Below are 26,972 nucleotides of genomic sequence, written 5' to 3' on the forward strand. Positions count from 1 at the left end.
CAGTCAGCGCTCTGTATGGTCCAGTGGCATCAGCCCACTGTCCTTAATCGCTGCGTCAGCTTCTGGTGATGCCAGGTAGTCGAGGAGCGCCTGGGCTGCGGCATGGTGCTGGCTCTTGCTGACGACAGCGCCCGAATACATGGTCATTTTCTGCGCTTCAGCCGGGATCAGACCAACGATGTCGATGCCCTTTACTGGCTTGAGCTCACTTAGCTGTTGGAAGCCGATCTGCGCTTGGCCGCGAGCGATCACTGCGCCGACGGGCTCGGCAGGTATCATGTGAGCCTTGGCCGTGAACTGGTCACCGAGCTGCATGCGAGGGAACAGGGTCTTGGAGAGATATACGCCACTTGCGCTGTCGGAGTAGGCGACAGAGCTGCTGTTCTGCAGCACTGTGCGCAAGCCCTGCATGGTGCCTATATCCGGCTTCGGTTCGCCTTTGCGTACGGCCATGGCAATGAACGATTTTCCGAGATCTACTCGGCTGGTTTTATCGGCTTGACCGCCGGCCACCAGGTTGTCGAGCGCCGAACCCACCATCAGGACAACATCCGCCTGCTCGCCGCGGGCGAGCCTGTTCGGGACGGCCTGCGGGGTCTCCCCCATCGAAGGAGCGGCGAGAACTTCCAGCTTCACGCCAAATTTCTTCTCATAAGCTGGCGCCACTTCCCGGATAGCGCCCATGATGCCGCCGGAACTCAAAACGGTCAGCGTTTGCGTACCACCTTGCACAACGTCAGCAGCCAAGCAGACGAATGAAGTGGTCAAGAGGGCAGCAAAGGACAGCATTCGAAGCATGGGAACTTTCTCCACAGTAAAAGCGCGAAACTTTACCGGGCGAGGAGCACGCTTATGGTTAATCAGTTATTAAGAAAGTTTCACATTTTTATCCGCCAATAGCAGCTATGGGTTGTGGATGGCTGCCTCTGGTGATCGGCAGCTCCGCGGATTCCGTCTCATGTCTGTCTCATATTCCGTATAGGTCTGGTAAAGCTACAGGCAGGGCAGCCATCATTGCTCATCAACAGGCTTGGTATCGATGACGGTAACGTTTGTAGATATCCGGAGTAGCTTTTGAACCTCCGACGCCGAGTAGCCTTTAGCGTGGAACGACTCACCCGCCTCTGTATAAATGATTACTTCTCGGCTTTTTCTTGCCTCAATCCACGCAACCACAATCTTCGCGATTGCATTCCAAGGCATCGCGTCAGACAAAGCCGCAATAGCTTCGACAAGCCCCGAATTTTGAGGAGCACTTGAAAACATATGCACGGGGCCATGAGGAATACCCGCCTCATCCAATGCGGCCAAAAATGATTTCGCGCTGTGTTTGAAGAGCGTTAAGTGAATCAACGCACATTCCTGAGTACTCATCCTATCCTCGCTGGCTGATTTGAAGAGACTGCCGAATGTCGACAGTAATTGCGGAAGTGAATAGTACTCGATGCCTTCTGGCTCAAGGCTAAAACCGTGGAATCCTCAGTGGAAACCACCGTCTGACTACCTCAACATTACTCAACAAATAGGCCGCCCAGGTTCGCGCATAGGGGGTTGCGAACCTGGAGTGCGAACCAGTGGGTGGCCATCGAACAGGGTGGGGTCCTTGTCCCGTGCCTTGCCAGCCTCGCATTTGGGGGCGGACAGGGGGTAACGGTGCGTGTCATAGATACACGTTTTATCGTCGAACCGGCGTATACCCTCACGCATACCTAAAACTGGTATATGCCTAGAGACAGAACGAGACAGGCAGAAACAAGAAAGCCCGCACTTGGCGGGCTTTTCATGGGCTTCCGTATACATGAGGAGACGTATCGGAACAGCTGGATGGTGCCGGAGACAGGAATCGAACCTGCGACCTTCGCGTTACGAGTGCGCTGCTCTACCGACTGAGCTACACCGGCGTGGCGATAACGCTACCACTGCCGGGTCGCTTTCGCAAATCACTGTTTATTAACAGCAATTGCGCCGGTTTCAGAGGGCTTTGCAGCCTGCCGGGGCGAGGTCTTCGCTGAGGGTGCTGGTGCAGGCCCAACCGGTCGCGGAGCGGGTCAGGGTGATGGTTTTGTCGGTGGCGATGGCCGGGGCGTCGATCAGGGTGCAGACGATGCTGCCCACGCCCGTGGCCGCGGTGCCGCTGGCGACAATGGCGCAGTGGGCGGTGCGCTCCTGGCCGCCCAGGGCGGCGACATTGGCGATGTCTTTGCCTTCGTTCAGGCGCAGGTCGAAGGCGGTCTTCAGGGCAGAAATTTCTACCAGGCCCGCCGTGGCTTTGGTGCGTACCTGGCTGTTGGTGTAAATCGGTAAGGCGATGGTCGCCAGAAGGCCGATGATCGCCACCACGATCATCAGTTCGATCAAGGTAATACCGCGTTGCCCTTTCATGGACACTCTCCCTCACAAAATCAGTTCATGCCGGGCCGCAGTGGTGCGGCGCCAGCAGGCGCGCCAGTAGGCCCGAACAGACACCTTTTGTCACCCCGTGACGGTCATTCGGTCATCCTGGCTCGACTACTCTAGTGGGCGGCGGGCATCACTGCTCGCCGCTTGGGGCCTGGAGCTGTTACCAGGCTTGTGCAAGGCCGCGCAGCAAGGATGTGGCGATGACCGACAGCAACCAGATGTACAACTGGCAAGGCACCAACGCCCAGGGCGCCTTGATCAGCGGCCAGAGCGCCGCACGCAGCCCGGCGTTGATCAGGGCGCAATTGCGCCAGCGCGGGATTCGCCCGGGGCGTATCGCCAGTGTGCGCCCGCCGCTGTGGCAATGGCGCCGGCCACTGGATGGCAAGGCGCTGAGCCAGTTCAGCCGCCAGCTGGCCACCCTGGTCAAGGCGGGGGTGGCGCTGCTGCAAGCGCTGGATGTGGTCGCCCAAAGCAGCGCCAACCCGGCGATGGCCCGCCTGCTGGGGGCGATCAAGGCCGATATCGCTGCTGGCAGCAGCCTGGCCACTGCGCTGCGCCGGCACCCGCACTATTTCGATCGGCTGTACTGCAACCTGGTGGACGCCGGTGAGCAGTCCGGCAGCCTGGAGGTCGTGCTGGCCCAGGTGGCGGCGCTGCAGGAGCAACGCCAGGCCCTGCGCGCACGGCTGAAAAAAGCCATGACCTATCCACTGCTGGTGCTGCTGGTGGGCTTTGGGGTGTCGGCGCTGTTGCTGCTGGAGGTGGTGCCGCGTTTTCAGTCGCTGTTCGGCGGCTTTGGTGCCGAGCTGCCGGCCTTTACCCAACAGGTGATCGGCTTGTCGCAGTGGCTGGGGGCGCATTTCTGGCTGCTGTTGATAACGTCGTGCAGCGTTGTTGGCGCGCTGGTTTGGGGTTATCGACACAAGCCTGCGTTGCGTTTGTGGCTGGTGCGCCTGGCCCTGCGTTTGCCGGTGCTTGGCAGCCTGCTCCGGCATACCGCCCTCGCCCGCTTTGCCCGCACCTTGTCGACTTCGTTTGCCGCCGGGGTGCCGTTGGTCGAGGCGCTGGGGCCGGTTGCCGGGGCGTGTGGCAATCCGTTGTATGAGCAGGCGCTGCACAAGGTGCGCGAGGACCTGGCCAGTGGTCTAGCCTTGAACGTGGCATTGCGCGCCAGCGGCTTGTTCCCGGCGCTGGTGGTGCAGATGTGCGCCATTGGCGAGACAGCCGGGACACTGGACGATATGCTCGCCAGGATCGCCAGCCACTATGAACAGGCCATCGACCACCTGCTCGACACCCTCACGGCCCTGATTGAGCCGTTGATCGTGCTGATCCTGGGGTTGCTGGTGGGCAGCCTGGTGATCGCCATGTACCTGCCAATCTTCCAGCTGGGCAATGTGATCTGACCATGAACCTGTTGAACTCCCTGGCCAGCCAGCCACTGATGTACCTGAGCATCGCCCTGTTGCTCGGGCTGATCATCGGCAGCTTTCTCAATGTGCTGGTGCATCGCCTGCCGATCATGCTCGAACGCCAATGGCAGGCCGAGGCGCGCGAGGTGCTGGAGTTGCCTAGCGAGGCACAAGCGCCGCGCTTCGACCTGTTGTTGCCGCCGTCGCAGTGCCCGCATTGCGCCCACCGTATTCGCCCCTGGGAAAACATACCGGTCATTAGTTACCTGGCCTTGCGCGGGCGCTGTTCCAGTTGCCAGGCGCGCATCAGCCCGCGCTACCCGCTGGTGGAACTCGCCTGCGGGGGGCTGACCCTGTTTGTCGCCTGGCGCTTCGGCGTCACCGGCACCGCCCTGGCCCTGCTGCTGCTGAGCTGGGGCCTGCTGGCCATGAGCATGATCGACATCGAGCACCATCTGCTGCCCGATGCCCTGGTATTGCCGCTGTTGTGGCTGGGGTTGATCGTCAATGCCTTCGAAATGTTCGTGCCGCTGGAAGATGCCCTGTGGGGCACGGTGGCCGGTTACCTGAGCCTGTGGTCGGTGTTCTGGTTGTTCAAGATGCTTACCGGCAAGGAAGGCATGGGCTATGGCGACTTCAAGTTGCTGGCAATGCTGGGTGCCTGGGGCGGCTGGCAGATCCTGCCACTGACGTTGCTGCTGTCGTCCTTGTTGGGGGCGGTGATCGGGCTGATTATGCTGCGCCTGCAGCGCAAGCAGGCCAGCACGCCGATCCCCTTTGGTCCCTATCTGGCCATCGCGGGCTGGATCGCGCTGCTCTGGGGTGGTCAAATAACCACTTCCTATCTGAAATATTCCGGATTCTGATGACCACCGCTGCATTCACTCCCTGGATTCTCGGCCTTACCGGCGGCATCGGCAGTGGCAAGAGCGCCGCTGCGCAGCGCTTTGTCGAGCTGGGTGTGCACCTGGTCGACGCCGACCAGGCCGCGCGCTGGGTGGTCGAGCCGGGCCGCCCGGCGCTGGCCCGTATCGTCGAGCGTTTCGGCCCGGGTGTGCTGCTCGAGGACGGCCAGCTCAACCGCGCCGCCCTGCGCGAGCTGATCTTTGCCGACCCGCAGCAGCGCCTGTGGCTCGAAGCCCTGCTGCATCCGTTGATCGGCCAGGAGATCTTCAGCTACCTGGCCAAGGCCGAGTCGCCCTATGCGGTGTTCGTCTCGCCGTTGATGGTGGAGTCCGGCCAGTACAAGCGCACCAACCGCCTGCTGGTGATCGATGCGCCGCAGGCGCTGCAAGTGCAGCGCACCCTGCTGCGCGACCAGACCAGCGCCGAACAGGTGCAGGCCATCCTCAAGGCCCAGGCCAGCCGCGAAGAGCGCCTGCGCCACGCCCACGATGTGCTGGTCAATGACCGCGACCTGGGCTGGCTGCATTCGGAGGTCGACCGCCTGCACCACTTTTACCTGACTTTGCGAGGAGGCCAAGCATGAGCCAACCGATGACCGTAGATTGCCCGACCTGTGGCGCCCCTGTGGAATGGAACGCGACCAGCCCGTTCCGGCCGTTCTGTTCCGACCGCTGCAAGCTGATCGACCTGGGTGCCTGGGCCGCTGAAGAGCACAAGATTCCGGTCGCCCCGGATGCCGAAGACGAGCTGTTCTCCGGCGAGCTCGACCCGCGCCACTGAGCCGTCAGCGCCCGGGGTCGTCGTCCTTCCACGGGGCCTGCAGGTAGCGGGTCCGGTTGAAGGTCTCCAGCCACTCCGGGCAGAACACCACCAGGGCGCTGACCACCATGCCGTTGATAAAGGCTTCGGGGAAGATGATCAGCCACAGGTAGCCGATAAAGTCCTCGATCCACTCCGGCATGACGAAGCGCCCGTCCATCCACAGCAACCCCAGCCCACCGAGCAGGCACAAGAGTGCCGACAGCGCCGCGGCAAAAAAGCCCGAACAGAAGATATAGACGAACAGGTTGCGCGGCTGTGCCCGCTCCACCAGGATCGCGCACACTTCGGTGACCAGCACCGGCAGGCCGATCAGCAACAGGCCATTGACCCCCATCGCCGCCAGGTCCTGGCGCCCCAGCGCCAGCAGGCCGAGCTGCGCCAGCAAGCCACCGACAATCGCCAGCGGCCAGTCCAGCAGCAGGGTCACGGCGGTCATGCCGATGAAGTGATAAGACACCCCGGTGTCGAAGTCGCGCCGCACCAGCCACAGGGCAAACAAGGCGAACACCGTGCCGAACAGCAAGTGCTGGCGACGGCTGTCGGCGAACAGTTCGAGCCAGCGGGTACGCGCCACCGCCCAGATCAGCACGGGCACATAGGCGACCCAGGCGATGGTCAGGGTCTGGCTGGAAAGTACGGCGGCACTGATCACGGCAAATAACCCTTGTTCGAGTGAGGCAATAGGCGTGGGGGCAGTCTACACCTCGGGGCTGGCTTGATCAGCCTCAGTGGCTGCGGAAAATACCGGCGTTGTGCGGCGCAACGTACCTGAAGCGAGCAGCAGCACTATGGCCGGGAGTATCACCATGCTGGCGCCCAGCATGGCGCCCCGCAGGCCAATACTCTCAAGCGCTCCACCGCCGATGATCACCCCCAGGCCGATCGCGCCATTGAGCACTGCCGTATGCAGGGCCGTGGCCGGAACGGTATGGGCGCCGGCGATGCTCAACACCCAGGTCTGCAGACCGGTAAACAGCGCCGAGATGGCAACGCCCCAGACCATCAGCAAGGCCGCCACGGCCAGCAGGTTCAACTCGGGCCCAAGCAGGCCCAGGGTCAGCAGCGCCCCTGCCATGGCGATCAGGGCCAGGAGGATGAAGGGTTTGAGGTGGCGGTCGATGAAGATCGCGCTCAGCAGGTTGCCCAAAAAGCCCGCAGCGCCGAATGCAAAAAGCAGTGCCGCGACCATCCACGGGGTCACATCTGGCACCTGACTGATAAAGGGCTCGACAAAGGTGTAGGCGGCAAAATGTGCGGCCGCCGTCAGCCCGGTGATGACGAAGGTGATCAGCAGATCCCGGCGCCGCAGCACCGCCACATACCCGGTGCCGGGTGCTGCGGCGACCAGGCCCAGGCCAGGGACTACCAAGGCGATTGCCCCGGCACTGGCGACACAGAGCAACGCCAGGCAAGCAAAAGCGGTTCGCCAGCCGTCGTACTGGCCCACCAGGTTGACCAGCGATGCTGCCAGCATCAACATCAGGGCAATCATCAGCGGCTTGCGGGCGATCCAGCGGCTCAGGCTGTTGGCAAGCAAGCCACTGACAGCGCCAATCCAGGCATACAAGGTCACGCTGAGCCCGACCCTGGCCGGCTCCTGCGCCAAATCGGCGGAAATCTGTGACAACAAACCGATAGGGGCGAACTCGGAGGTCACCATCGCGAAGGAAGCGATGCACAGCACCGTCACCGCGCTCCATACCCGCCAGGTTGATAAGGCCATGCGCACCTCCGTCCCTGTCATGAGTGGCTCTACACCTCGGGGTTGGCTTGGTCAGCCTCGGCGGGCGCTTTCGGTGCCTCGAACAGGCGGAACACAGCGCCTTCAACCAGCCAGTCCGGCGGCTGGCAACTGGGGTTGCGCTGCTGCTCGATGACGCTGATGGTGGTCGCCGATACCTGCACATCGGCCCAGGCGCCGTAGCAGCCGAACTCGTTCAGGGTCAGGCGCAAGCGGTAGTCGCCGGGCATGACGCTGAGCACCTTGGGGTTGAACTCGGCATAGCTGCGGACGATTTCATCTTCTGCGCCGCGATGGTCGATGAGTTTGACGCTGTAGGGCGGTGAGTCGCCCTCCTTGAGCACCACATAGCGGCCATCTGCAGTGTCGTAAGGCACGGTGGGCGTCCAGAACAAAAAGCCCACGCCGTACACCACCAGGGCACAGACCACCGTGCCGGAACCGAATATGCCGCCCATCTTCACTACGCTCATGCTTCTTCCCTGATATTCACTGAGCCCACAACGGGTGCGCAGTCTAGGCGCTGGTTTACATGCGCAGCAATGGCTTGCAGACATTTCCTGCAAAGCTCAATTGAACGCTAAGCTTGTGCCCATGGACGACTCAGACTATTTGCGCCTGCTCACCATTCAGGCCGAACAAGCCAATGCGTTTCTATCCAATGCCCGTAAATGGGAACGTGAGCGTTGGGTCTGCCAGCGCCTGCTGCAAGGCTTGAACATTCCCTACCGCAGCGAAGACTTTGCCGCCGCCGGGCAAGAACCGCCTGATGTGCTGTTTCGCGATGCCGCCTTCGAGGTGTTTTTTGTCCTCGATGAAGGCCGGCGCCTGAACGACGAATGGCGCGAAGAGCTGCAGCGTCGGCGCAGTGCCTTCTCGTTGAGCCAACTGGTACGCCGCGAAGCCCGGCCCCGGCGGATCAGCGCCCAGGAACTGCTGCAGCGCCTGGCGCCGACCCTGCGTAAAAAATCGCACAACTACCAGGAGCGCGGCCTGGACCTGAGCGAGCTGGACATCATTGCCTTTGCCAGCCTCAAGCGCGAAGTGCTCGACCTCAACAGCCACTTCCCGCCGCCCACCGAATACCTGCGCCAGGGCTGGCGCTCGTTGTCGCTGGTGGGCCCGACCTTCGCCCGGGTGCTGTTTGCCCACCCCGATGCGCCGGACTTCTTGCGCGGCAATTTGGGGCGCAGCATCGTTTTCGATGTAGGAATAAGCCTCTGAGCTGGCCCCCTGCCAAAGCCCGATGGCATAAATTCTGTGCCGGTGATACAAAGCGCAATCATTCGTTATAAAGACAGCCAAGTGACTGAACGCTGGGCAACCTTCGAGCGACTAGAGTGAACACTGTAGCGTTCCCACAGTCACAAGCGTCTATCTGACGAGGCCCTCATGACCAGCCGACTGAATCCCGAAGACCAGCGTCGTGTCGATGAATACCTGCGAGCCCCCCAGCACCAAGTCGAGCGCAAGCCATTCCGGCCCTGGCTGCTCCTTCTGCTGGTGGTGGTCGTGACCGTTGCACTCGGCTTGTTGAGCCGCCTCTTGAGTCATCTGGTGCTATGAGCTGCCTTGCGCTCGCCCACAACGCCCGCCCCGTGCGGCCTGCCACTCAAGACCCGAATTCCGTAAACCTTATGAGATATCTCCATGACTCACCGTATTGTGATTGTCGGCGGCGGCGCCGGCGGCCTGGAACTGGCGACCCGCCTGGGTAAGACCCTGGGCAAAAAAGGTAGCGCCAGCATCACCCTGGTCGACGCCAACCTGACGCACATCTGGAAGCCGCTGCTGCACGAAGTGGCGGCGGGCTCGCTCAACTCTTCCGAAGACGAACTGAACTACGTGGCCCAGGCCAAGTGGAATCACTTCCAGTTCCAACTCGGGCGCATGAGCGGCCTGGACCGCGAAACCAAGCAGATCCAGCTGGCTGCCACCCTCGATGAAGACGGTCGCGAATTGCTGCCTGCGCGCACCCTGGGCTATGACACCCTGGTGATCGCAGTGGGCAGTAACACCAACGACTTCGGCACCTTGGGCGCGGCGCAGCATTGCCTGTTCCTCGATACCTGCAAGCAGGCCGAGCGTTTCCACCAGCAACTGCTCAATCATTACCTGCGCGCCCACGCCGGCGATCAGGCCAATGAGCAAATCAGCGTGGCCATCGTCGGCGCCGGTGCCACCGGTGTGGAACTGGCCGCCGAGCTGCACCACGCGGCCCATGAGCTGGCGGCTTACGGCCTGGATCGTATCCAGCCCAAAGACATGCACATCACCCTGATCGAGGCTGGCCCGCGGGTACTGCCAGCGCTGCCGGAGCGCATCAGCGTGCCCGTGCACAAGACCCTGGAGAAACTCGGGGTGACGGTGATGACCAACGCGGCGGTCAGTGAAGTGACCGCCGATGAGCTGCGCACCAGCAATGGTGACGTGATTCAGGCCAGCCTCAAGGTCTGGGCGGCGGGTATTCGTGCGCCGGGTTTCCTCAAGGACATCGACGGCCTGGAAACCAACCGGATCAACCAGCTGGTGGTGCGCCCTACCCTGCAAACCACCCTGGACGACAACATCTTCGCCTTCGGCGACTGCGCCGCCTGCCCGCAACCGGGTAGCGACCGCAACGTGCCACCACGGGCGCAGGCTGCGCACCAGCAGGCGTCGTTGCTGGCCAAGGGCTTGAAGGCGCGCCTGGAAGGCAAGCCGTTGCCGACGTATGCGTACCGGGATTATGGCTCGCTGGTGTCGCTGTCGCGCTTCTCGGCGGTGGGTAACCTGATGGGCAACCTGACCGGCAGCGTGATGCTCGAAGGCTGGTTGGCGCGGATGTTCTATGTGTCGCTGTACCGCATGCACCAGATGGCGCTGTACGGGACATTCCGTACGCTGATGCTGATGCTGGGTAGCCGGATCGGGCGTGGGACTGAGCCGCGGTTGAAGTTGCACTGACGTTGGATTGGCTTTGAGGGCCTCATCGCGGGGCAAGCCCGCTCCCACAGGTATGGCGGTGTTTCTGTAGGAGCGGGCTTGACCCGCGATGGCGTCGGTACAGTCGATGTAAATGTGCTGCTGGCAAGCCAGTTCCCACAAGTCCGTGGTGTAGGTTTTACTTGAGGACCCGGTAGGTACTCTGCACAAACCCGCTCTCAAAGGTGGTGCTGCGCATATGCTGCAGCACCACATCCTTCGCCAAGGCCCCGAACAGCGGTATGCCGCTGCCCAGCAACACCGGTATGCGGGTGATGGTCAGTTCATCCAGCCGGCCTTCGCGCAAGAAGCTCTGAATCACCTGCCCGCCATCGAGGTACAGCCCCTTGGCGCCTGTTTCATTCAGGTGCTCGACCAGGTCGGCGACCGGCCCCGGGTGCACTTCGATGCCATGCTGCATATCGGCCTGCTGCAAGGTGCTGCTCAGCACCACCACACGCTTGTGCGGATACGGCCACTCGCCAAAGGTCAGGACCTTCTCAAAGGTGTTGCGGCCCATGACCAGGGTGTCGACAGTGGCCATGTACGCGGCGTAACCGTGGTCGTCACTGGAACTGGTGGCGACCATCAGCCAGTCCAGCTCACCGCTTTCACGGGCGATGTAGCCATCGAGGCTGGTGGCGATATAGACGGAGGTTTTCAGGGTCATGGGGCAGCTCCCTTGCAGGAAATAGCCGGATAGTATCAGGCAGGCTGTAGAAACGAAAAAAGGGCACCTTTTGCAAGGTGCCCTTCTTTCTAAAGATGGTCGGGGTAAGGGGATTCGAACTCCTGACATCCTGCTCCCAAAGCAGGCGCGCTACCGGACTGCGCTATACCCCGGTAAAAAAAAAGGCTCCAATAAAGGCGCCTTTTTTTATGGCTGGCTGCTAATGGCAAACCAACCTTTTAAGATTTGAACCCAGCGTACCGGCTTCAAAAATGGTGGGTCGTGTAGGATTCGAACCTACGACCAATTGGTTAAAAGCCAACTGCTCTACCAACTGAGCTAACGACCCAAAAATGGTCGGGGTAAGGGGATTCGAACTCCTGACATCCTGCTCCCAAAGCAGGCGCGCTACCGGACTGCGCTATACCCCGGCTTGAAATTTGGCTCCGCGACCAGGACTCGAACCTGGGACCCAATGATTAACAGTCATTTGCTCTACCGACTGAGCTATCGCGGAACTATTAATTTCAATTACAACAGTGCTGCAATTTCGAGTGCTGTATCACTACCGCTTCGAACTCTTCGACCTTGTGCATCGCTGCGTTCATGTCTCTGAGGCGCGCTATTCTACAACCTTCAAAACCCTTGTCAACCCCTAATTTGCATTCAACTTACTGATTTGCAACTTTTTTTCAGATTCCCAATTTTGCCGGGAAGCTGCGGGGCGACATACAGCGGGGCGCACTTTACAAGCACTCGAGAAAAAATGCAAAGAAAAAAGGCCTCGAAAATCGAGGCCTTAGCGTAACCCACCGAAAACTCAGGCAAAGACGATCTCTTCGCCCTCCACTTTCGCCGTGATGGCGCTGCCTGGCAGGAACTTGCCCGACAGGATCAACTGCGCCAACGGGTTCTCGATCCAGCGCTGGATCGCCCGTTTCAGCGGCCGGGCGCCATAGACCGGGTCGTAACCGACGGCGATCAGTTTATCCAGTGCCTCAGGGCTCAGCTCCAGGCTCAGCTCACGTTCAGTCAGGCGGCTGCGCAGGCGGCCGAGCTGGATCTGGGTGATACCGGCGATCTGCTCGCGGCCCAGCGGTTCGAACACCACCACTTCGTCGATACGGTTGATGAACTCCGGCCGGAAGTGCGAACCCACGGCATCCATCACCGCCGCACGCTGCGCTTCACGATCGCCCACCAGTTCCTGGATCTGCGAGGAGCCCAGGTTGGAGGTCATGACGATCACTGTATTACGGAAATCCACCGTCCGCCCGTGGCTGTCGGTCAGGCGGCCGTCTTCAAGCACCTGCAGCAACACGTTGAAGACATCCGGGTGGGCCTTCTCGACCTCGTCGAGCAGCACCACCGAATAAGGTTTGCGCCGCACCGCTTCGGTCAGGTAGCCGCCCTCTTCATAACCTACGTAGCCTGGTGGGGCACCGATCAGGCGAGCCACGGAGTGTTTCTCCATGAACTCGGACATGTCGATACGCACCATGGCCTCTTCAGTGTCGAAGAGAAACTCGGCCAGCGCCTTGCACAACTCGGTTTTACCGACACCGGTCGGGCCGAGGAACAGGAACGAGCCGCTCGGGCGGTTCGGGTCCGACAGGCCGGCACGCGAACGGCGCACGGCGTTGGAGACTGCCACCACTGCTTCTTCCTGGCCGATCACCCGCTCGTGCAGCAGGCTTTCCATTTTCAGCAGTTTTTCCCGCTCGCCTTCGAGCATCTTCGACACCGGGATGCCGGTCCACTTGGACACGACCTCGGCAATCTCTTCTTCAGTGACCTTGTTACGCAGCAGCTGGTTTTCCGCCTTGCCGTGCTGGTCGACCATCTGCAGGCTGCGCTCCAGGTCCGGGATCACCCCGTACTGCAGCTCGGCCATGCGGCTGAGGTCGCCCTTGCGGCGGGCCGCTTCAAGCTCCTGACGCGATTGCTCGATTTTCTGCTGGATCTGCGCCGAGCCCTGCACTTCGGCTTTTTCCGACGTCCAGACCTCTTCCAGGTCGGCGTACTCGCGCTCCAGCCGGGCGATCTCTTCGGTGAGCTTCTCCAGGCGCTTGATCGCGGCTTCGTCGTCTTCTTTCTTCAGTGCCTGGGACTCGACCTTCAGTTGAATCAGGCGGCGCTCCAGGCGGTCGAGCACTTCCGGCTTGGAGTCGATCTCCATGCGGATGCGGCTGGCCGCTTCGTCGATCAGGTCGATGGCCTTGTCCGGCAACTGACGGTCAGTGATGTAGCGATGGCTGAGCTTGGCCGCGGCGATGATCGCGCCGTCGGTGATCGCCACCTTGTGGTGCACCTCGTAACGCTCCTTGAGGCCACGCAGGATGGCGATGGTGTCCTCTTCGCTCGGTTCTTCAACCAGTACCTTCTGGAAACGCCGCTCCAGCGCGGCGTCTTTTTCAATGTACTGGCGGTATTCGTTAAGCGTGGTGGCGCCGACGCAGTGCAGCTCGCCACGGGCCAGGGCCGGCTTGAGCATGTTGCCGGCATCCATCGAGCCTTCGCCTTTACCGGCGCCGACCATGGTGTGCAACTCATCGATGAACAGGATGATCTGCCCTTCCTGCTTGGACAGCTCGTTGAGCAGGGCTTTGAGGCGTTCCTCGAACTCGCCGCGGAACTTGGCACCGGCAATCAGCGCGCCCATGTCCAGCGACAGCAGGCGCTTGCCTTTAAGGCCGTCCGGCACTTCGCCATTGATGATGCGCTGGGCCAGGCCTTCGGCGATGGCGGTCTTACCGACGCCAGGCTCACCGATCAGCACCGGGTTGTTCTTGGTCCGGCGCTGCAGCACCTGGATGGTGCGGCGAATTTCATCGTCACGGCCGATCACCGGGTCAAGCTTGCCGTCTTCGGCGCGCTTGGTCAGGTCGATGGTGTATTTGTCCAGGGCCTGGCGCGACTCTTCGGCGTTGGGGTCATTGACCGCCTCGCCGCCACGCAGGTTGCTGATGGCGTTTTCCAGGGCCTTTTTGCTAACGCCCTGGCTGAGCAGCAGCTTGCCGAGCTTGCTGTTCTCGTCCATGGCCGCCAGCAGCACCAGCTCGCTGGAGATGAACTGGTCGCCCTTTTGCTGGGCCAGGCGGTCGGCCTGGTTGAGCAGGCGCGCCAGGTCCTGGGACATGTTCACATCGCCCGTGGGGTTCTGGATTTTCGGCAGTTGGTCGAGCTCTTTGCTCAACGCCTTGCGCAGGCTGTTGACGTCAAAGCCGACCTGCATCAGCAGCGGCTTGATCGAACCGCCCTGCTGATCGATCAGGGCCTGCACCAGGTGCGCAGGCTCGATGGCCGGATGGTCCATGCCCACGGCCAGGGATTGGGAGTCGGATAATGCTAATTGCAGCTTGCTGGTCAAACGGTCTATTCGCATGGGTTACCTTCCTTTATGGGCAGGTCGGAGCGATGGACACACCTGATGAAGAAAAACCTGCCAGAGATACCACTGTAGATAAGGGTGATTCTGGAAGATTCAAGCTAGCCGGGCTTGATCCAGGTCAGCGCGGTGCCAGCCAGACCAGGGAAGCGAAGCGGCCACCCTGCGGGGTACGCCGATAAGAATAGAAGCGCGGGTCGCTGACGGTGCACAAGCCACCACCATAGACGGCATTGACGCCGCGTGCTGCCAGGCGCAGGCGGGCCAGCTGGTAGATATCGGCCATCAGCTTGCCGGGCTGGGCACCGGGCACGAAGGCCCGGGCAGTTTCCGGATGAACGGTCGTGAACGCGTCGCGTACTTCCAGGCCAACTTCGAAGGCTTGCGGACCAATGGCCGGGCCGAGCCACACCAGCACCTCGTCGGGCGGCAGCGCCAGGCGGTCCAGAGTGGCTTCGAGCACACCGTTGGCCAGCCCGCGCCAGCCGGCGTGGGCGGCGGCTACCCGGGTGCCGGCGCGGTCGCAGAACAGCACCGGTAAACAGTCGGCGGTCATCACCGTGCAGGCAATGCCCGGGGTCGCGCTGTAGCTGGCATCGGCTTCGGCGATAACACTGGGGTCGGCATCGGCCACCACCACGCCATGCACCTGCTTGAGCCAGGCCGGCTGAATGCCGAACTCGACGGTCAGTCGCCGGCGATTCTCGGCCACCGCTGCCGGCGCATCGCCAACATGGTCGCCGAGGTTGAAGCTTTCATAAGGCGGCAGGCTGACCCCGCCGCTGCGCGTGGTGACGCAGGCGCGCACCCCGGCTGGCGCAGGCCAGTCGGGAAACAGCAGCGCTTGCGTCAACTCGCTCATCCGATGAACGCCTCACGGTCTTGCTTGAGCAGCGACAGCAGCCAGACGAAGTCATCCGGCAGCGGTGATTCCCAGCCCATGCGCTCGCCGGTCACCGGGTGATCGAGCTCCAGGAAGCGCGCATGCAGGGCCTGGCGCGGGAAGGTCTTGAGCGCGTCGACCATGGTCAGGCTGGCCGCTGGCGGAATACGGAAACGCCCGCCGTAGACCGGATCGCCGACCAACGGGAAGTTGACGTGAGCCATGTGCACGCGAATCTGGTGGGTACGCCCGGTTTCGAGCTTGACCCGCACATGCGTGTGCGAGCGGAAGCGCTCCAGTACACGGTAGTGGCTGACCGCCGGCTTGCCGCCCTCGGTGACCGCCATGCGCTGGCGCTGCCCGCCGTGACGGCCGATCGGCGCGTTGATCTTGCCGCCGGCCGTTACCACGCCGATCACGATGCATTCATAGATGCGGCTGACGCTGCGGCTCTGCAACTGGGCGACCAGCTGGGTCTGCGCCTGGATGGTCTTGGCCACCACCATCAGACCGGTGGTGTCCTTGTCCAGGCGGTGGACGATACCGGCGCGCGGCACATTGATGATGTCCGGCACATGGTGCAGCAGGGCATTGAGCAGGGTGCCATCAGCGTGGCCCGCAGCCGGGTGGACCACAAGCCCGGCAGGCTTGTTGATCACCAGGATGTGGTCGTCTTCGTAGACGATATCCAGCTCGATGTCCTGGGCCACCCACTCGCCCTGGGCTTCCTGCTCGGCGTCGAGCGCCAGCAGCGCACCGCCGTGGACGATATCGCGCGGACGCAGGACAGCGCCATCGACCGTCAGGCGCCCCTCCTTGATCCAGGTGGACAGGCGCGAGCGCGAGTGCTCAGCGAACAATTGGGCGGCGACTTGGTCGAGGCGTTGCCCGCCCAATTCGGACGGCACCTCTGCGCGAAGTTGAATGATCTCGGACATGCTCGAATCAGCGGGCGGCACAGCCTTTGGTTTCGACTGCACGCTTGTGGTTAAATACGACGTCTTTTGCCCCGAGGGTTGCATCGGGGTGCTCATCATAACAGGACGGCCACGCCCAAGACAGCGGCCGTCATAGGGACGCAAGCCGCCATGCAAGTGAAACACCTGCTGCTGATCGCCATCCTCGGACTGACCGCTGCTTGTTCTTCGAAGGAAGTCGTCGACGAAAACCTGAGCGAAGCCGAGCTGTACCAGCAGGCGCAGGCCGACCTGGACAACCACAGCTATACCAGTGCCACGAGCAAGCTCAAGGCTCTGGAATCGCGCTATCCGTTCGGCCGCTACGCCGACCAGGCCCAGCTCGAGCTGATCTACGCGAACTATAAGAACGCCGAACCGGAGGCTGCCAAGTCTGCCGCCGAGCGTTTCATTCGCTTGCATCCGCAGCATCCGAACGTCGACTACGCCTACTACCTCAAGGGTCTGACTTCTTTCGACCAGGACCGCGGCCTGCTGGCGCGCTTCCTGCCGCTGGACATGACCAAGCGTGACCCGGGTGCTGCCCGCGACTCGTACAACGAGTTCGCCCAGCTGACCAGCCGCTTCCCTAACAGCCGCTACTCGCCAGACGCCAAGCAGCGCATGATCTACCTGCGCAACCTGCTGGCCTCCTACGAAATCCACGTGGCCGACTACTACCTGACCCGTCAGGCCTATGTCGCTGCCGCCAACCGTGGCCGCTACGTGGTCGAGAACTTCCAGGAAACCCCATCGGTCGGCGACGGCCTGGCGGTGATGACCGAAGCCTACATGCGCCTGCACCTGGACGAACTGGCCGCCACCAGCCTGGAAACCCTCAAGCTCAACTACCCGGATCACCCGAGCCTGGTCGATGGCCAGTTCGTGCCGCAACAGAACGAGGCCGACAACCGCTCGTGGCTGTCCAAGGCCACCCTGGGCCTGATCAATACCGCCCCGCCGCTGCCGCCGGGCGAGACCCGCGCCAACCAGGACGTGATCAAGCAGTATCAGGACGCCAAGGACGCGATCCCGCAAGAGCTGCTGCCTAAAGATGCCAACGGTGACGTCATCGAAGAAGAGAACCACGAAGCGGAAGGTAACAACGAAGACCGCTCCTGGTTCAGCTACATGACCTTCGGTGTGTTCGACTGAGCCATCGTGTAAAAGATAAAGGGAGGCCAAGGCCTCCCTTTTTTCATGCCTGAGCCCTAGACTGAAGGCTCTTCACTGACAAAGCTGGACACCATGGTTCGCCTACTATTCTGGATTGCCCTGATTGCCGCCGCCTTCTGGCTGTGGCGCAAGTTCAAGGCCAGCAATGCTGCTACGCAGAACAACAGCCTCGAAGACCCGCTGAAGATGGTCCGCTGCGCCCATTGCGGCGTGCATTTGCCCAGTGACCGGGCATTGCATCGCGGGGCGCAGTGGTATTGCAGCCAGGCGCACCTGGAGCAGGGGCCTGGGGCGCAGCGCTGATTGTGCGGCGCGGCCATCGCTGGCAAGCCAGCTCCCACAGGTACGGCAGGGATCTGAAGATATCTGCTTTCCTGTGGGAGCTGGCTTGCCAGCGATGAGGCCCTAGAGAGCAGCCACCCGCCCAGCCGGTGCATACGGCGCCGGGTCGATCATCGGCTCACGCCCCAGCAACAAATCCGCAAACAACTGGCAGGACGCCGGCGCCAGCACCAGGCCGTTGCGGTAGTGCCCGCAGTTCAGCCACAGCCCGGCATACCCCGGCACCTCACCGATATACGGAATGCCCTCAGGCGACCCCGGCCGCAGCCCTGCCCAATGGGCCACCGGGGTGGCATCGGCCAGCGCCGGCAGCAATTCCACCGCCGAAGCCTTGAGGCTTTCCAGCGCCTCCTCGGTCGGGGTCTTGTCGTAACCGGCATGCTCCAGGGTACTGCCCACCAGAATATGCCCGTCACGCCGCGGGATCGCATAGCGCCCCTTGGCCAGCACCATGCTCGGTAAAAAGTCTTCGGCGCACTTGTACAGGATCATCTGCCCTTTCACCGGCTCCACCGGCAGCTCCAGGCCCAGCGGCCGCAGCAAGTCGCCGCTCCAGGCGCCAGCCGTCAGCACGACGTGATCGGCCTGGATCGGCCCGGTCGCGGTCTCCACCCCGCTAATGCGCTCGCCCTCACGGCTGAAGCCGGTGATTTCGCAGTGCTCGCGAATGCTCACGTTCGGCAGCGCCAGCAAGGCGGCCTTGAGGGATTTGACCAGGCGCGGGTTACGCACGTTGGCAACCCCGGCCATGTAGATGGCGCGCCGGAAACCGCCGCCAAGCACCGGCACCGCGTCATAGGCCGCCGAGATATCCACAGCCGTCAACGGCCGCCCTTCGCGCTCGGCCCAGGCCAGCGCTTGGGCTTCGTCGTCCAGGTCCAGCCAGTACAGGCCGGTGGTGTGCACTTGCGGGTCGACCCCGGTGCTGGCGAACAGGCGCTCGCCCAGCTGTGGATAAAAATCCTGCGACCAGTGCGCCAGGGCCGTTACCGCTGCGCTATAGCGCCACGGATACAGCGGCGAGACAATGCCGCCACCGGCCCAGGAAGACTCCTGGCCGAGCGCGCCACGGTCACACAGCACCACCTGATCGACGTCGGCCGCCAGGTTGAACGCTGTCAGCAGGCCGATCACCCCACCACCGACAATCACTACTTGCTTGGTCATGTATTGATCCAACGTCTGAAGTAAACCTCAACCACCCCAACAGCCATGGCCAGCATCAACGGCGCCGGGATTGCGGCGCACACCGGCCTGGTCGAGTACGAAATCAGCGCAGCGGTCACCGGTCATCAAACCACCCGGTATGCGCCGGGCGGTCAGGGTGAATGACGTCGAATGACGAACGGCTTGCAGCCGGTAGTGCTCGGTCCCGGACGCCAATGGGGTGACCAGGGCCTCGCTGTCGGCGTACTGGCCGGTGCGTGAATAGTGACGCTCCAGCAACTGCGCGCTTTCGAACAGCAACCCGGCGATTTCCGTGCGTGCGGCCTTGCGGACCTGTTCGCTGTAGCTGGGATAGGCAATGCCCGCAAGAATGCCGACCACGGCGACGACAAGCAACAGTTCAATCAGGCTCAAACCTTTCTGCAGGGTGGACATAAGTCAAACTCCTAGTGAAGCTGGCGCCAGAGAATGCGCCTGGGTGGCTGAGCGCCCTCTTCTACAGCCTGTGCATAAATGCTTTCGAGCACGCTGCGCCCTGCCCCGGCGTGGCTGACGGCGGTGATCCGGTACAAGGTGGCGCAGAGGTTGGCGGGCCAGTGCGCGGCGTGGGTACTCTGGCCAAGGTTTTGTACGAGGTAGAAGCCGCTGGCGCCGCCTTGCCAGCTCAGGCCGGAGGTCGGCCCTTCGCCGCGGTAGACGCCAGCCGCCCGCACCCGTGCAGCTTCCGGCGGCGGTAAACAGTAACTGCACGGCAACACGCCCGACACGCTCGACTCTCCAACCAGCAAGGCCTGCTCCGCCTGCTCGAAGCCGTGCAAGGCTGCCTGCAGGTTGCCCGCCATACGCGCCTGCAGGGTGGCGCTGACCATCGCCGAGACGCCGAGCAAAGCCAACAGTCCCAGCAACACCAGGCTGACCAGCAGGATCACCCCGCGCTGGCTGCCGGGCCTAGCCATTGCGCAGGGCCACCGTCAGTTGATACTGCTGCGGCCTTACCCGCGCCAGCGGGTCAAGCAAGGTCAGGCTCAGACGCAGCCCGGCGATGCGGGTGGCACTCCGGCTGATGATGTCGACGCGCAGCTCGCCCAGGTTGTCGATCAGCGGCGCATAGCTGGCACCGCTGCCGAACATCAGGCTGGTGCCCTCAACGCGGTAGGTCTGGCGCCGTATCGGTATCGCGTAGTGCCCGGCCGGCGCGGCCTGGACATCGGGATAGACCCGCGCTTCGCGAATGCAATCGGTCACCAACGTCCAGTTCGGCCGCCCACCGGCGCCAGCCACTTCAGCAGTGATCAGGCTCAATTGCTGCAATTGGCCGTCCGCTGCGCGGACTACCGCCAGCGGCTGGGCAAACGCCTGTGCCGAGGACGGGTTCACATGGCTGATTGCATCCTCACGCAAGCAGCCGAACATGCCGCTCATGCGAATATCCTGGGCCATACGCTGCAACGCCAGGCGCGCGTCTTCCTGCAGTTGCGCGGCAATGCCCTGAGCCTGCCAGTTCGAAGTGGCCGCCAAAAACAGGCGGCTGGCACCGAGCAGCAGCACCAAGCCGAGGCTGAGGGCCAGCAACACTTCGACCAGGCCGACACCGGCTTGCCGTTTCATCGGCCTGGCCCTGCGTTGATGCGTGCTTCTTCGAGCTCGCCATGCTGCAGATACGCAGCCTGGGTACTCTGCAAGGCACTGTCGGTGGCCTGCAACGCCCGCACTTGCGCAGCCGCTGCAGCAAAAACACCCACCCCCAGCACCAGCATGGCCAGCAGCACCTCGAGCAAGCTCATTCCTTGTTGCCGTCCGCCATCCATGGCGCCTTCCTCCTGCGACTTTTCCACAGCCCTTTGCCAACCTGGCCGACTGGACGCTGCTGTCCGCCGGCCTGACTCTATAGAAGCACTTCCAGGGAGGAATGCACGGTGAAGCAACAGGGGGTAACACTGATACAAATGATGTTCGCGCTAGCGCTGGTGGGGATGCTGACGCAGATCAGCCTGCCGACCTACAGCACCATGAACAGCGGCCTACAACAGCAAGCTGCCGCCAAGGACCTGGCCCAGGCCTTGCGCACTGCACGCAGCGAGGCCTTGCTGCGCAACCAGGTGGTTCGCCTGCAGGCGTTCGACGATAACTGGAGTAATGGCTGGCGCATGGTCGTGGAGCAGGATGGCCCACAGTTGCTGTACGAACAGCGGCTTGAGCGGGTGAGTATCGTCGGCAATCAACCGGTAGCCCGGCAGATACGCTTCAGTGGGCTGGGGGTGCCCTTGCACGCGGGGGGAGCGTTTCAGGCCGGGACGCTGTTTATTTGCCAGCGCCCCGATCCTTACAGCCAGTACCGGGTGGTACTGGCGCACACAGGCCGGGTCAGCCTGCGCGAGGAGCCCGGCGAACAGCCGCTGTGCGCGGCTGCCGGGTCAGATCAATGAACGCACACGCAGCTCTTTGGGCATCGAGAAGGTAATGTTCTCCTCGCGGCCATCGAGCTCTTCGGCGCCGGTGGCACCCCAGGCCCGCAGTTGCTCGATCACCCCACGCACCAGCACCTCGGGTGCCGAAGCACCGGCGGTGATACCAATGCGCTCGACGCCATCGAACCAGCTTTTTTGCAGGTCTTCGGCGCCGTCGATCAGGTAGGCCGGGGTCGACATGCGCTCGGCCAGCTCACGCAGGCGGTTGGAGTTGGAGCTGTTCGGGCTGCCGACCACCAATACCACGTCGCATTCGTCGGCCAATTGCTTGACCGCGTCCTGACGGTTCTGGGTGGCGTAGCAGATGTCGTCCTTGCGCGGCCCGCCAATATTCGGGAAGCGCGCACGCAGGGCATCGATCACCCGGCTGGTGTCGTCCATCGACAAAGTGGTCTGGGTGACGAAGGCCAGCTTATCCGGGTCGTTGACCTGCAGGCTGGCAACATCGTCCTCGTCTTCGACCAGGTAGATGGCGCCACCATTGCTGGTGTCGTACTGACCCATGGTGCCTTCGACTTCCGGGTGGCCTTCGTGGCCGATCAGGATGCACTCGCGGCCGTCGCGGCTGTAGCGCGCCACCTCGATATGCACCTTGGTCACCAGCGGGCAGGTCGCGTCGAACACCTTCAGGCCGCGCCCGGCGGCTTCCTGGCGCACGGCCTGGGAAACGCCATGGGCGCTGAAGATGACGATGACGTCGTCCGGCACCTGGTCCAGCTCTTCGACGAAAATCGCCCCGCGCGCGCGCAGGTCCTCGACCACGAACTTGTTGTGCACCACTTCATGGCGCACATAGATCGGCGGGCCAAACACTTCGAGGGCACGATTGACGATCTCGATCGCCCGGTCCACGCCGGCACAGAAGCCACGGGGGTTGGCGAGTTTGATTTGCATGGCGGACTCCAGGCTCACAGGGCCTTGACCGCGAGGATTTCCACCTCGAAGTTCAGGGTCTTGCCGGCCAGTGGATGGTTGAAGTCGATGGTCACCTGGGCTTCATCGAACGCTTTCACCACACCCGGCAATTCGGCGTTGGCGGCATCGTTGAAAATCACCAGCAGGCCTTCGGACAACTCCATGTCCTGGAACTGCGAGCGCGGCATGACCTGCACGTTCTGCGGGTTCGGCTGGCCAAAGGCGTTTTCCGGGACCACGGTCACGGTACGCTTGTCACCGGCCTTGAAGCCAAACAGCGCCGCTTCGAAGCCTGGCAGCAGGTTGCCGTCGCCGACCTTGAACACCGCCGGCGCCTTTTCAAAGGTGCTATCGACGGTGTCGCCGTTTTCCAGGTGCAGCGCGAAGTGCAGGGTCACTTCGGTGTTCTGGCCGATACGGGTCTCAGTCATGGACGGGCTCTCCGGACTTTTTGCTCTTGAACATGTCCAGCGCCAGCATTACCGCACCCACGGTAATGGCGCTGTCGGCCAGGTTGAAGGCCGGGAAGTACCAGCGGTTCTGCCAGTGCACGAGGATAAAGTCGACCACGTGGCCAAGCACGATACGGTCGTACAGGTTGCCCAGCGCGCCGCCGAGCACCAATGCCAGCGCGACTGCCAGCCAGGTCTCGTTGCGCCCCAGGCGCTTGAGCCAGATCACCAGCACGGCGCTGACCACCACGGCGATCAGGGCGAACAGCCAGCGCTGCCAGCCGGAGCTGTCAGCCAGGAAGCTGAAAGCGGCACCGGTGTTGTAGGCCAGGGTCCAGCTGAAGTAGTCAGGGATGACCACGATCTGCTGATACAGGCTCAGCGCGCCCTCGAAGTAGAACTTGCTGGCCTGGTCGAGGACCAGGACCAGCACGCTCAGCCATAGCCAGCTGAGGCGCCCGAAGCGCCCCACACCAGGGTTAGGCATAGTGGCGCACCTCGCCATTGCCGCTGATGTTGTCGGCGCAACGGGCGCAGATTTCCGGATGCTCGGGGTTCGAGCCGACGTCTGCGCGGAAGTGCCAGCAACGGCCGCACTTGGCGTGGCCGGACTTGACCACTTTCAGCTTGAGGCCAGGCACTTCGGTCTCGACCGCATCGGCTGGAGCCTGGGCGAACGGCGCAACGCTGGCTGCCGAGGTGATCAGCACGAAGCGCAGCTCGTCGCCCAGCTTGTTCAGGTCGGCGCTCAGGGCGTCGTCGGCGAACAGGGTGACTTCGGCTTGCAGGTTGCCACCGATGGCCTTGGCCGCACGCTGGTTTTCCAGCTCCTTGTTGACGGCTGTCTTGGCTGCCATCACGCGGTCCCAGTAGGCGCGACCCAGCTCGAAGCCTTCCGGCAGCTCGCTCAGGCCTTCATACCAGGTGTTGAGCATGACCGATTCGTTGCGCTCGCCCGGCAGGTACTGCCACAGCTCGTCGGCGGTGAACGCCAGGATCGGCGCGATCCAGCGCACCAGCGCCTCGCTGATGTGGTACAGCGCGGTCTGGCAGGAACGACGGGCAACACTGTTGGCGCCAGTGGTGTACTGACGGTCCTTGATGATGTCCAGGTAGAAGCCACCCAGCTCCTGCACGCAGAAGTTGTGGATCTTCGAGTAGACGTTCCAGAAGCGGTACTCGCCGTAGTGCTCTTCCAGCTCGCGCTGCAGCAGCAGGGTACGGTCGACGGCCCAGCGGTCCAGCGCCAGCATGTCTTCGGCCGGCAGCAGGTCGCGGGCCGGGTCGAAGCCGGACAGGTTGGAGAGCAGGAAGCGCGCGGTGTTGCGGATACGCCGGTAGGCGTCGGCGCTGCGCTGCAGGATCTGCTCGGAAACCGCCATTTCGCCGGAGTAGTCGGTGGCCGAAACCCACAGGCGCAGGATGTCGGCACCCAGGGTGTCGTTGACCTTCTGCGGCTCGATGGTGTTACCCAGCGACTTGGACATCTTGCGGCCGTTCTCGTCGACGGTGAAACCGTGCGTCAGCAGTTCGCGGTACGGCGCATGGTTGTCGATGGCGCAACCGGTCAGCAGCGAGGAATGGAACCAGCCGCGGTGCTGGTCGGAACCTTCCAGGTACAGGTCGGCGCGCGGGCCGGTTTCGTGGCCGATGTTGTGCGAGCCACGCAGCACGTGCCAGTGGGTGGTGCCGGAGTCGAACCAGACGTCGAGGGTGTCGGCGATCTTGTCGTACTGGCCGGCCTCGTCACCGAGCAGCTCGGCGGCGTCGAGCTTGAACCAGGCCTCGATACCTTCTTTTTCGACGCGCTTGGCCACTTCTTCCATCAGCTCGACGGTGCGCGGGTGCAGCTCGCCGGTTTGCTTGTCGAGGAAGAACGGGATCGGTACGCCCCAGTTACGCTGACGCGAGATGCACCAGTCCGGGCGGTTGGCGATCATCGAGTGCAGGCGCGCCTGGCCCCAGGCCGGGACGAACTTGGTTTCTTCGATGGCCTTGACCGCGCGCTTGCGCAGGGTCTCGCCGTTGTCGGGCTGCTTGTCCATGCCGACGAACCATTGCGCGGTGGCGCGATAGATCAGCGGGGTCTTGTGGCGCCAGCAGTGCATGTAGCTGTGGCTGATGGTTTCGGTGTGCATCAGCGCACCGACTTCCGAGAGTTTGTCGACGATGGCCGGGTTGGCCTTCCAGATGAACTGGCCGCCAAAGAACTCCAGCGACTGCACGTACACACCGTTGCTCTGCACCGGGGTGAGGATGTCGTCGTTGACCATGCCGTAGCGCTTGCAGGTGACGAAGTCGTCTTCACCGTAGGCTGGCGAGGAGTGAACCACACCGGTACCGGCGCCCAGCTCGACGTAGTCGGCCAGGTACACCGGCGACAGGCGATCGTAGAACGGGTGACGGAAGTTGATCAGTTCCAGCGCCGAACCTGGCGCAGTAGCGATCACCGAACCTTCCAGCGCATAACGCTTCAGGCACGATTCGACCAGCTCTTCGGCCAGCACCAGCAGCTTGTCGCCGGTATCGACCAGGGCGTACTTGAACTCCGGGTGGACGTTCAGCGCCTGGTTGGCCGGGATGGTCCACGGGGTGGTGGTCCAGATCACGATCGAGGCAGGCTTGGCCAGCGAGGCCAGGCCGAAGGCGGCGGCCAGCTTGGCGTCATCGACTACCGGGAAGGCAACGTCGATGGTCTGCGATTTTTTGTCGGCGTACTCGACCTCGGCTTCGGCCAGGGCCGAACCGCAATCGAAACACCAGTTGACCGGCTTGAGGCCCTTGAACACGAAGCCGTGCTTGACCATTTCTGCCAGCGCGCGGATTTCACCGGCTTCGTTGGAGAAGTTCATGGTCTTGTACGGGTTGTCCCAGTCGCCCAGCACACCCAGGCGGATGAACTCGGTCTTCTGCCCTTCGATCTGCTCGGCGGCGTAGGCGCGGCACAGTTCGCGGGTCTGATCGGCGCTCAGGTGCTTGCCGTGGGTCACTTCGACCTTGTGCTCGATCGGCAGGCCGTGGCAGTCCCAACCCGGGACGTACGGGGCGTCGAAACCGGACAAGGTCTTGGAGCGGACAATCATGTCCTTGAGAATCTTGTTCAGCGCATGACCGATGTGGATCTTGCCGTTGGCGTAGGGCGGGCCGTCGTGCAGCACGAACTTCGGACGATCCTTGCCAATTTCGCGCAGCTTCTGGTACAGGCCAATGCTGTCCCAACGCTGCAGGATCTGCGGTTCGCGCTGTGGCAGGCCGGCCTTCATCGGGAAGGCGGTGTCCGGAAGGTTTAGCGTGGCTTTATAGTCGGTCATTTCAGGCTCTTCGTTAGCGGTTGACCGTGCCAATGGGCACGTGCGGCGGCGATATCCGCATCGATCGCCGACTTCAGCGCCTCCAGGGAGGCGAAACGCTGCTCTTCACGCAGCTTGTGGTGGAATTCCACCGTCAGACGCCGGCCATAAAGATCGCCGGCAAAATCCAGAAGATGTACTTCCAGGTGGGCTTTGCCATCACCTGAAACAGTAGGCCGTACGCCGATGTTGGCGACACCCGGCCAGTGCTTGCCGTCGAGTTCGACGCTGACCAGGTAGACCCCGCTGAGCGGTACGCGATGGCGCTTGAGCTGGATGTTGGCCGTCGGCGTTCCCAACTGGCGTGCCAGCTTCTGCCCATGCAACACCCGCCCGCGGATGCGGAACGGCCGCCCCAGCAGACGCTCGGCCAGCTCGAAATCGGCGCTGGCCAGCGCATCGCGCACTTGCGTGCTGCTGACCCGCAGGCCGTCGAGCTCGACGGTTTGCGCCGCTTCCACGGTAAAGCCCTGGAGGATACCGGCCTGTTCGAGGAAGTCGAAGTCGCCAACACGGTCGCAGCCGAAGCGGAAGTCGTCGCCCACTTCCAGGTGTTTCACCCCCAGGCCATCGACCAGGATGGTGTCGACGAACTCGGCGGCGCTGAGCTTGCTCAAACGCTGGTTGAACGCCAGGCACAGTACCCGGTCGACGCCGGCGGCGGCCAGCAGGGCGACCTTGTCGCGCAGCCGGGCCAGGCGCGCGGGCGCGGTGTCGGGGGCGAAATACTCACGCGGCTGTGGCTCGAAAATCACCACGCAGCTGGGCACGCCCAACTCGTCCGCTCGCTCACGCAGGCGCGCCAGGATTGCCTGGTGGCCGCGGTGAACACCGTCGAAGTTGCCAATAGTGGCGACACAGCCCCGGTGCTGGGGGCGCAGGTTGTGGAGGCCTCGAACCAGCTGCATAACGCGCTTCTTGCTCATAAAGTGGTCGATTATAACCACACCCGGGCGC

The 26,972-nt window shown here is 62.6% G+C and carries 30 protein-coding genes and 5 tRNA genes; 10 read left to right on the forward strand and 25 right to left on the reverse strand.

The genetic code is table 11. From position 1 onward, the window contains the following. Positions 1–3: 3 nt before the first annotated feature. The 4 genes from BV82_RS22745 to BV82_RS22760 all read right to left on the reverse strand — a co-directional run bounded on the left by BV82_RS22745 (position 4) and on the right by BV82_RS22760 (position 2,382). Complete coding sequence (locus BV82_RS22745; RefSeq protein ID WP_036996882.1) at positions 4–798, reverse strand: substrate-binding domain-containing protein; 795 nt, start codon at positions 796–798, stop codon at positions 4–6. Between the two features lie 213 nt (positions 799–1,011). Continuing rightward, positions 1,012–1,374, reverse strand: coding sequence for a hypothetical protein (locus BV82_RS22750; RefSeq protein ID WP_010220626.1), 363 nt, complete (start codon positions 1,372–1,374; stop codon positions 1,012–1,014). Between the two features lie 451 nt (positions 1,375–1,825). Next, positions 1,826–1,901, reverse strand: a tRNA-Thr gene (locus BV82_RS22755). Positions 1,902–1,971: 70 nt separating this feature from the next. Continuing rightward, positions 1,972–2,382, reverse strand: a complete 411-nt coding sequence (locus BV82_RS22760) for a pilin (protein WP_036996883.1) — start codon at positions 2,380–2,382, stop codon at positions 1,972–1,974. Positions 2,383–2,600: 218 nt separating this feature from the next. Between BV82_RS22760 and BV82_RS22765 the strand changes: the two genes are divergently transcribed. Genes BV82_RS22765 through yacG form a run of 4 tightly spaced genes read left to right on the forward strand, consistent with a single transcriptional unit; the run spans position 2,601 to position 5,501 of the window. Further along, positions 2,601–3,809: a type II secretion system F family protein gene (locus BV82_RS22765; protein ID WP_036996884.1), complete on the forward strand. Its 1,209-nt coding sequence runs from the start codon at positions 2,601–2,603 to the stop codon at positions 3,807–3,809. A 2-nt stretch (positions 3,810–3,811) separates the two neighbouring features. Then, positions 3,812–4,681: a prepilin peptidase gene (locus BV82_RS22770; protein WP_036996885.1), complete on the forward strand. Its 870-nt coding sequence runs from the start codon at positions 3,812–3,814 to the stop codon at positions 4,679–4,681. Then, the gene (coaE, locus tag BV82_RS22775; protein WP_010220622.1) at positions 4,681–5,304 is read left to right on the forward strand and encodes a dephospho-CoA kinase; all 624 of its coding nucleotides are present in this window, start codon (positions 4,681–4,683) and stop codon (positions 5,302–5,304) included. Before BV82_RS22770 ends, coaE begins: the two co-directional genes overlap by 1 nt. Next, positions 5,301–5,501 (forward strand): DNA gyrase inhibitor YacG, encoded by a 201-nt coding sequence (yacG, locus tag BV82_RS22780; RefSeq protein WP_010220621.1) that lies wholly within the window; start codon positions 5,301–5,303, stop codon positions 5,499–5,501. Before coaE ends, yacG begins: the two co-directional genes overlap by 4 nt. Before the next feature lie 4 nt (positions 5,502–5,505). Here yacG and BV82_RS22785 read toward each other — a convergent pair whose 3' ends face one another. Genes BV82_RS22785 through BV82_RS22795 form a run of 3 tightly spaced genes read right to left on the reverse strand, consistent with a single transcriptional unit; the run spans position 5,506 to position 7,757 of the window. Further along, complete coding sequence (locus BV82_RS22785) at positions 5,506–6,195, reverse strand: energy-coupling factor ABC transporter permease (protein ID WP_036996886.1); 690 nt, start codon at positions 6,193–6,195, stop codon at positions 5,506–5,508. A gap of 45 nt (positions 6,196–6,240) precedes the next feature. Further along, on the reverse strand, positions 6,241–7,266 hold the full coding sequence (locus BV82_RS22790) for an MFS transporter (protein WP_051636817.1): 1,026 nt from the start codon (positions 7,264–7,266) through the stop codon (positions 6,241–6,243). A gap of 29 nt (positions 7,267–7,295) precedes the next feature. After that, positions 7,296–7,757 carry a hypothetical protein gene (locus tag BV82_RS22795; protein ID WP_145959289.1) on the reverse strand — a complete coding sequence of 154 codons (462 nt, stop codon included), beginning with the start codon at positions 7,755–7,757 and terminating at the stop codon, positions 7,296–7,298. A 121-nt stretch (positions 7,758–7,878) separates the two neighbouring features. On the opposite strand from BV82_RS22795, the gene BV82_RS22800 reads away from it, so the two are divergent. From BV82_RS22800 to BV82_RS22810, 3 genes are all read left to right on the forward strand, one after another. Next, positions 7,879–8,508: a DUF1780 domain-containing protein gene (locus BV82_RS22800; RefSeq protein WP_010220617.1), complete on the forward strand. Its 630-nt coding sequence runs from the start codon at positions 7,879–7,881 to the stop codon at positions 8,506–8,508. A gap of 168 nt (positions 8,509–8,676) precedes the next feature. Continuing rightward, positions 8,677–8,850, forward strand: a complete 174-nt coding sequence (locus tag BV82_RS22805; RefSeq protein ID WP_081492759.1) for a DUF3094 family protein — start codon at positions 8,677–8,679, stop codon at positions 8,848–8,850. A gap of 84 nt (positions 8,851–8,934) precedes the next feature. Continuing rightward, positions 8,935–10,230: an NAD(P)/FAD-dependent oxidoreductase gene (locus tag BV82_RS22810; protein ID WP_036996888.1), complete on the forward strand. Its 1,296-nt coding sequence runs from the start codon at positions 8,935–8,937 to the stop codon at positions 10,228–10,230. Between the two features lie 157 nt (positions 10,231–10,387). On the opposite strand, the gene BV82_RS22815 is transcribed toward BV82_RS22810, so the two are convergent. The 8 genes from BV82_RS22815 to rluD form a co-directional block, all read right to left on the reverse strand. Next, on the reverse strand, positions 10,388–10,918 hold the full coding sequence (locus BV82_RS22815; RefSeq protein ID WP_036996889.1) for a dihydrofolate reductase family protein: 531 nt from the start codon (positions 10,916–10,918) through the stop codon (positions 10,388–10,390). Between the two features lie 96 nt (positions 10,919–11,014). After that, positions 11,015–11,091, reverse strand: a tRNA-Pro gene (locus BV82_RS22820). 100 nt (positions 11,092–11,191) lie between these two features. Further along, positions 11,192–11,267: transfer RNA gene (locus BV82_RS22825), tRNA-Lys, on the reverse strand. Between the two features lie 5 nt (positions 11,268–11,272). Beyond that, positions 11,273–11,349: transfer RNA gene (locus BV82_RS22830), tRNA-Pro, on the reverse strand. Positions 11,350–11,359: 10 nt separating this feature from the next. Next, a tRNA-Asn gene (locus BV82_RS22835) sits at positions 11,360–11,435 on the reverse strand. 303 nt (positions 11,436–11,738) lie between these two features. Continuing rightward, positions 11,739–14,303 carry an ATP-dependent chaperone ClpB gene (gene clpB / locus BV82_RS22840; protein WP_010220611.1) on the reverse strand — a complete coding sequence of 855 codons (2,565 nt, stop codon included), beginning with the start codon at positions 14,301–14,303 and terminating at the stop codon, positions 11,739–11,741. Positions 14,304–14,427: 124 nt separating this feature from the next. Further along, positions 14,428–15,168 (reverse strand): peptidoglycan editing factor PgeF, encoded by a 741-nt coding sequence (gene pgeF, locus BV82_RS22845; protein ID WP_010220610.1) that lies wholly within the window; start codon positions 15,166–15,168, stop codon positions 14,428–14,430. Then, positions 15,165–16,127: a 23S rRNA pseudouridine(1911/1915/1917) synthase RluD gene (gene rluD, locus BV82_RS22850; protein WP_010220609.1), complete on the reverse strand. Its 963-nt coding sequence runs from the start codon at positions 16,125–16,127 to the stop codon at positions 15,165–15,167. The genes pgeF and rluD overlap by 4 nt, the downstream gene beginning before the upstream one ends. A 150-nt stretch (positions 16,128–16,277) precedes the next feature. Here rluD and BV82_RS22855 point away from each other — a divergent pair, with 150 nt between their 5' ends. Both BV82_RS22855 and BV82_RS22860 read left to right on the forward strand, forming a co-directional pair. Next, entirely contained in the window at positions 16,278–17,300 is a 1,023-nt protein-coding gene (locus tag BV82_RS22855) for an outer membrane protein assembly factor BamD (protein ID WP_010220608.1), read from the forward strand. Positions 17,301–17,393: 93 nt separating this feature from the next. Continuing rightward, the gene (locus BV82_RS22860; protein WP_010220607.1) at positions 17,394–17,624 is read left to right on the forward strand and encodes a PP0621 family protein; all 231 of its coding nucleotides are present in this window, start codon (positions 17,394–17,396) and stop codon (positions 17,622–17,624) included. A 102-nt stretch (positions 17,625–17,726) separates the two neighbouring features. On the opposite strand, the gene thiO is transcribed toward BV82_RS22860, so the two are convergent. From thiO to BV82_RS22885, 5 genes are read right to left on the reverse strand one after another with little or no spacing between them, the layout of a single operon-like run. Beyond that, on the reverse strand, positions 17,727–18,830 hold the full coding sequence (gene thiO, locus BV82_RS22865) for a glycine oxidase ThiO (RefSeq protein ID WP_010220606.1): 1,104 nt from the start codon (positions 18,828–18,830) through the stop codon (positions 17,727–17,729). A 27-nt stretch (positions 18,831–18,857) separates the two neighbouring features. Next, a complete protein-coding gene (locus tag BV82_RS22870) occupies positions 18,858–19,256 on the reverse strand; it encodes a type IV pilin protein (RefSeq protein ID WP_026001166.1) in 399 nt (132 codons plus the stop codon). A 20-nt stretch (positions 19,257–19,276) separates the two neighbouring features. Beyond that, positions 19,277–19,786 (reverse strand): PilX N-terminal domain-containing pilus assembly protein, encoded by a 510-nt coding sequence (locus tag BV82_RS22875; RefSeq protein ID WP_010220604.1) that lies wholly within the window; start codon positions 19,784–19,786, stop codon positions 19,277–19,279. Further along, the gene (locus BV82_RS22880) at positions 19,779–20,438 is read right to left on the reverse strand and encodes a PilW family protein (protein WP_036996890.1); all 660 of its coding nucleotides are present in this window, start codon (positions 20,436–20,438) and stop codon (positions 19,779–19,781) included. The genes BV82_RS22875 and BV82_RS22880 overlap by 8 nt, the downstream gene beginning before the upstream one ends. After that, a complete protein-coding gene (locus tag BV82_RS22885; protein ID WP_036996891.1) occupies positions 20,435–20,638 on the reverse strand; it encodes a type IV pilus modification PilV family protein in 204 nt (67 codons plus the stop codon). The genes BV82_RS22880 and BV82_RS22885 overlap by 4 nt, the downstream gene beginning before the upstream one ends. Before the next feature lie 141 nt (positions 20,639–20,779). On the opposite strand from BV82_RS22885, the gene BV82_RS22890 reads away from it, so the two are divergent. After that, complete coding sequence (locus tag BV82_RS22890; RefSeq protein WP_244993529.1) at positions 20,780–21,256, forward strand: GspH/FimT family pseudopilin; 477 nt, start codon at positions 20,780–20,782, stop codon at positions 21,254–21,256. Here BV82_RS22890 and ispH read toward each other — a convergent pair. The 5 genes from ispH to ribF are packed head-to-tail and all read right to left on the reverse strand — an operon-like array spanning position 21,245 to position 26,923. Then, entirely contained in the window at positions 21,245–22,192 is a 948-nt protein-coding gene (ispH, locus tag BV82_RS22895) for a 4-hydroxy-3-methylbut-2-enyl diphosphate reductase (RefSeq protein ID WP_010220599.1), read from the reverse strand. The two genes, BV82_RS22890 and ispH, sit on opposite strands and share 12 nt — an antisense overlap. Before the next feature lie 14 nt (positions 22,193–22,206). Continuing rightward, positions 22,207–22,644, reverse strand: a complete 438-nt coding sequence (fkpB, locus tag BV82_RS22900; RefSeq protein ID WP_036996893.1) for an FKBP-type peptidyl-prolyl cis-trans isomerase — start codon at positions 22,642–22,644, stop codon at positions 22,207–22,209. Next, the gene (gene lspA, locus BV82_RS22905; protein WP_010220597.1) at positions 22,637–23,152 is read right to left on the reverse strand and encodes a signal peptidase II; all 516 of its coding nucleotides are present in this window, start codon (positions 23,150–23,152) and stop codon (positions 22,637–22,639) included. The genes fkpB and lspA overlap by 8 nt, the downstream gene beginning before the upstream one ends. Continuing rightward, positions 23,145–25,976 carry an isoleucine--tRNA ligase gene (ileS, locus tag BV82_RS22910; protein WP_010220596.1) on the reverse strand — a complete coding sequence of 944 codons (2,832 nt, stop codon included), beginning with the start codon at positions 25,974–25,976 and terminating at the stop codon, positions 23,145–23,147. The genes lspA and ileS overlap by 8 nt, the downstream gene beginning before the upstream one ends. Continuing rightward, the gene (gene ribF, locus BV82_RS22915; protein ID WP_036996894.1) at positions 25,973–26,923 is read right to left on the reverse strand and encodes a bifunctional riboflavin kinase/FAD synthetase; all 951 of its coding nucleotides are present in this window, start codon (positions 26,921–26,923) and stop codon (positions 25,973–25,975) included. The genes ileS and ribF overlap by 4 nt, the downstream gene beginning before the upstream one ends. Positions 26,924–26,972: the final 49 nt, after the last annotated feature.

The organism is Pseudomonas donghuensis (assembly GCF_000696345.2).
Lineage (GTDB): Bacteria > Pseudomonadota > Gammaproteobacteria > Pseudomonadales > Pseudomonadaceae > Aquipseudomonas > Aquipseudomonas donghuensis.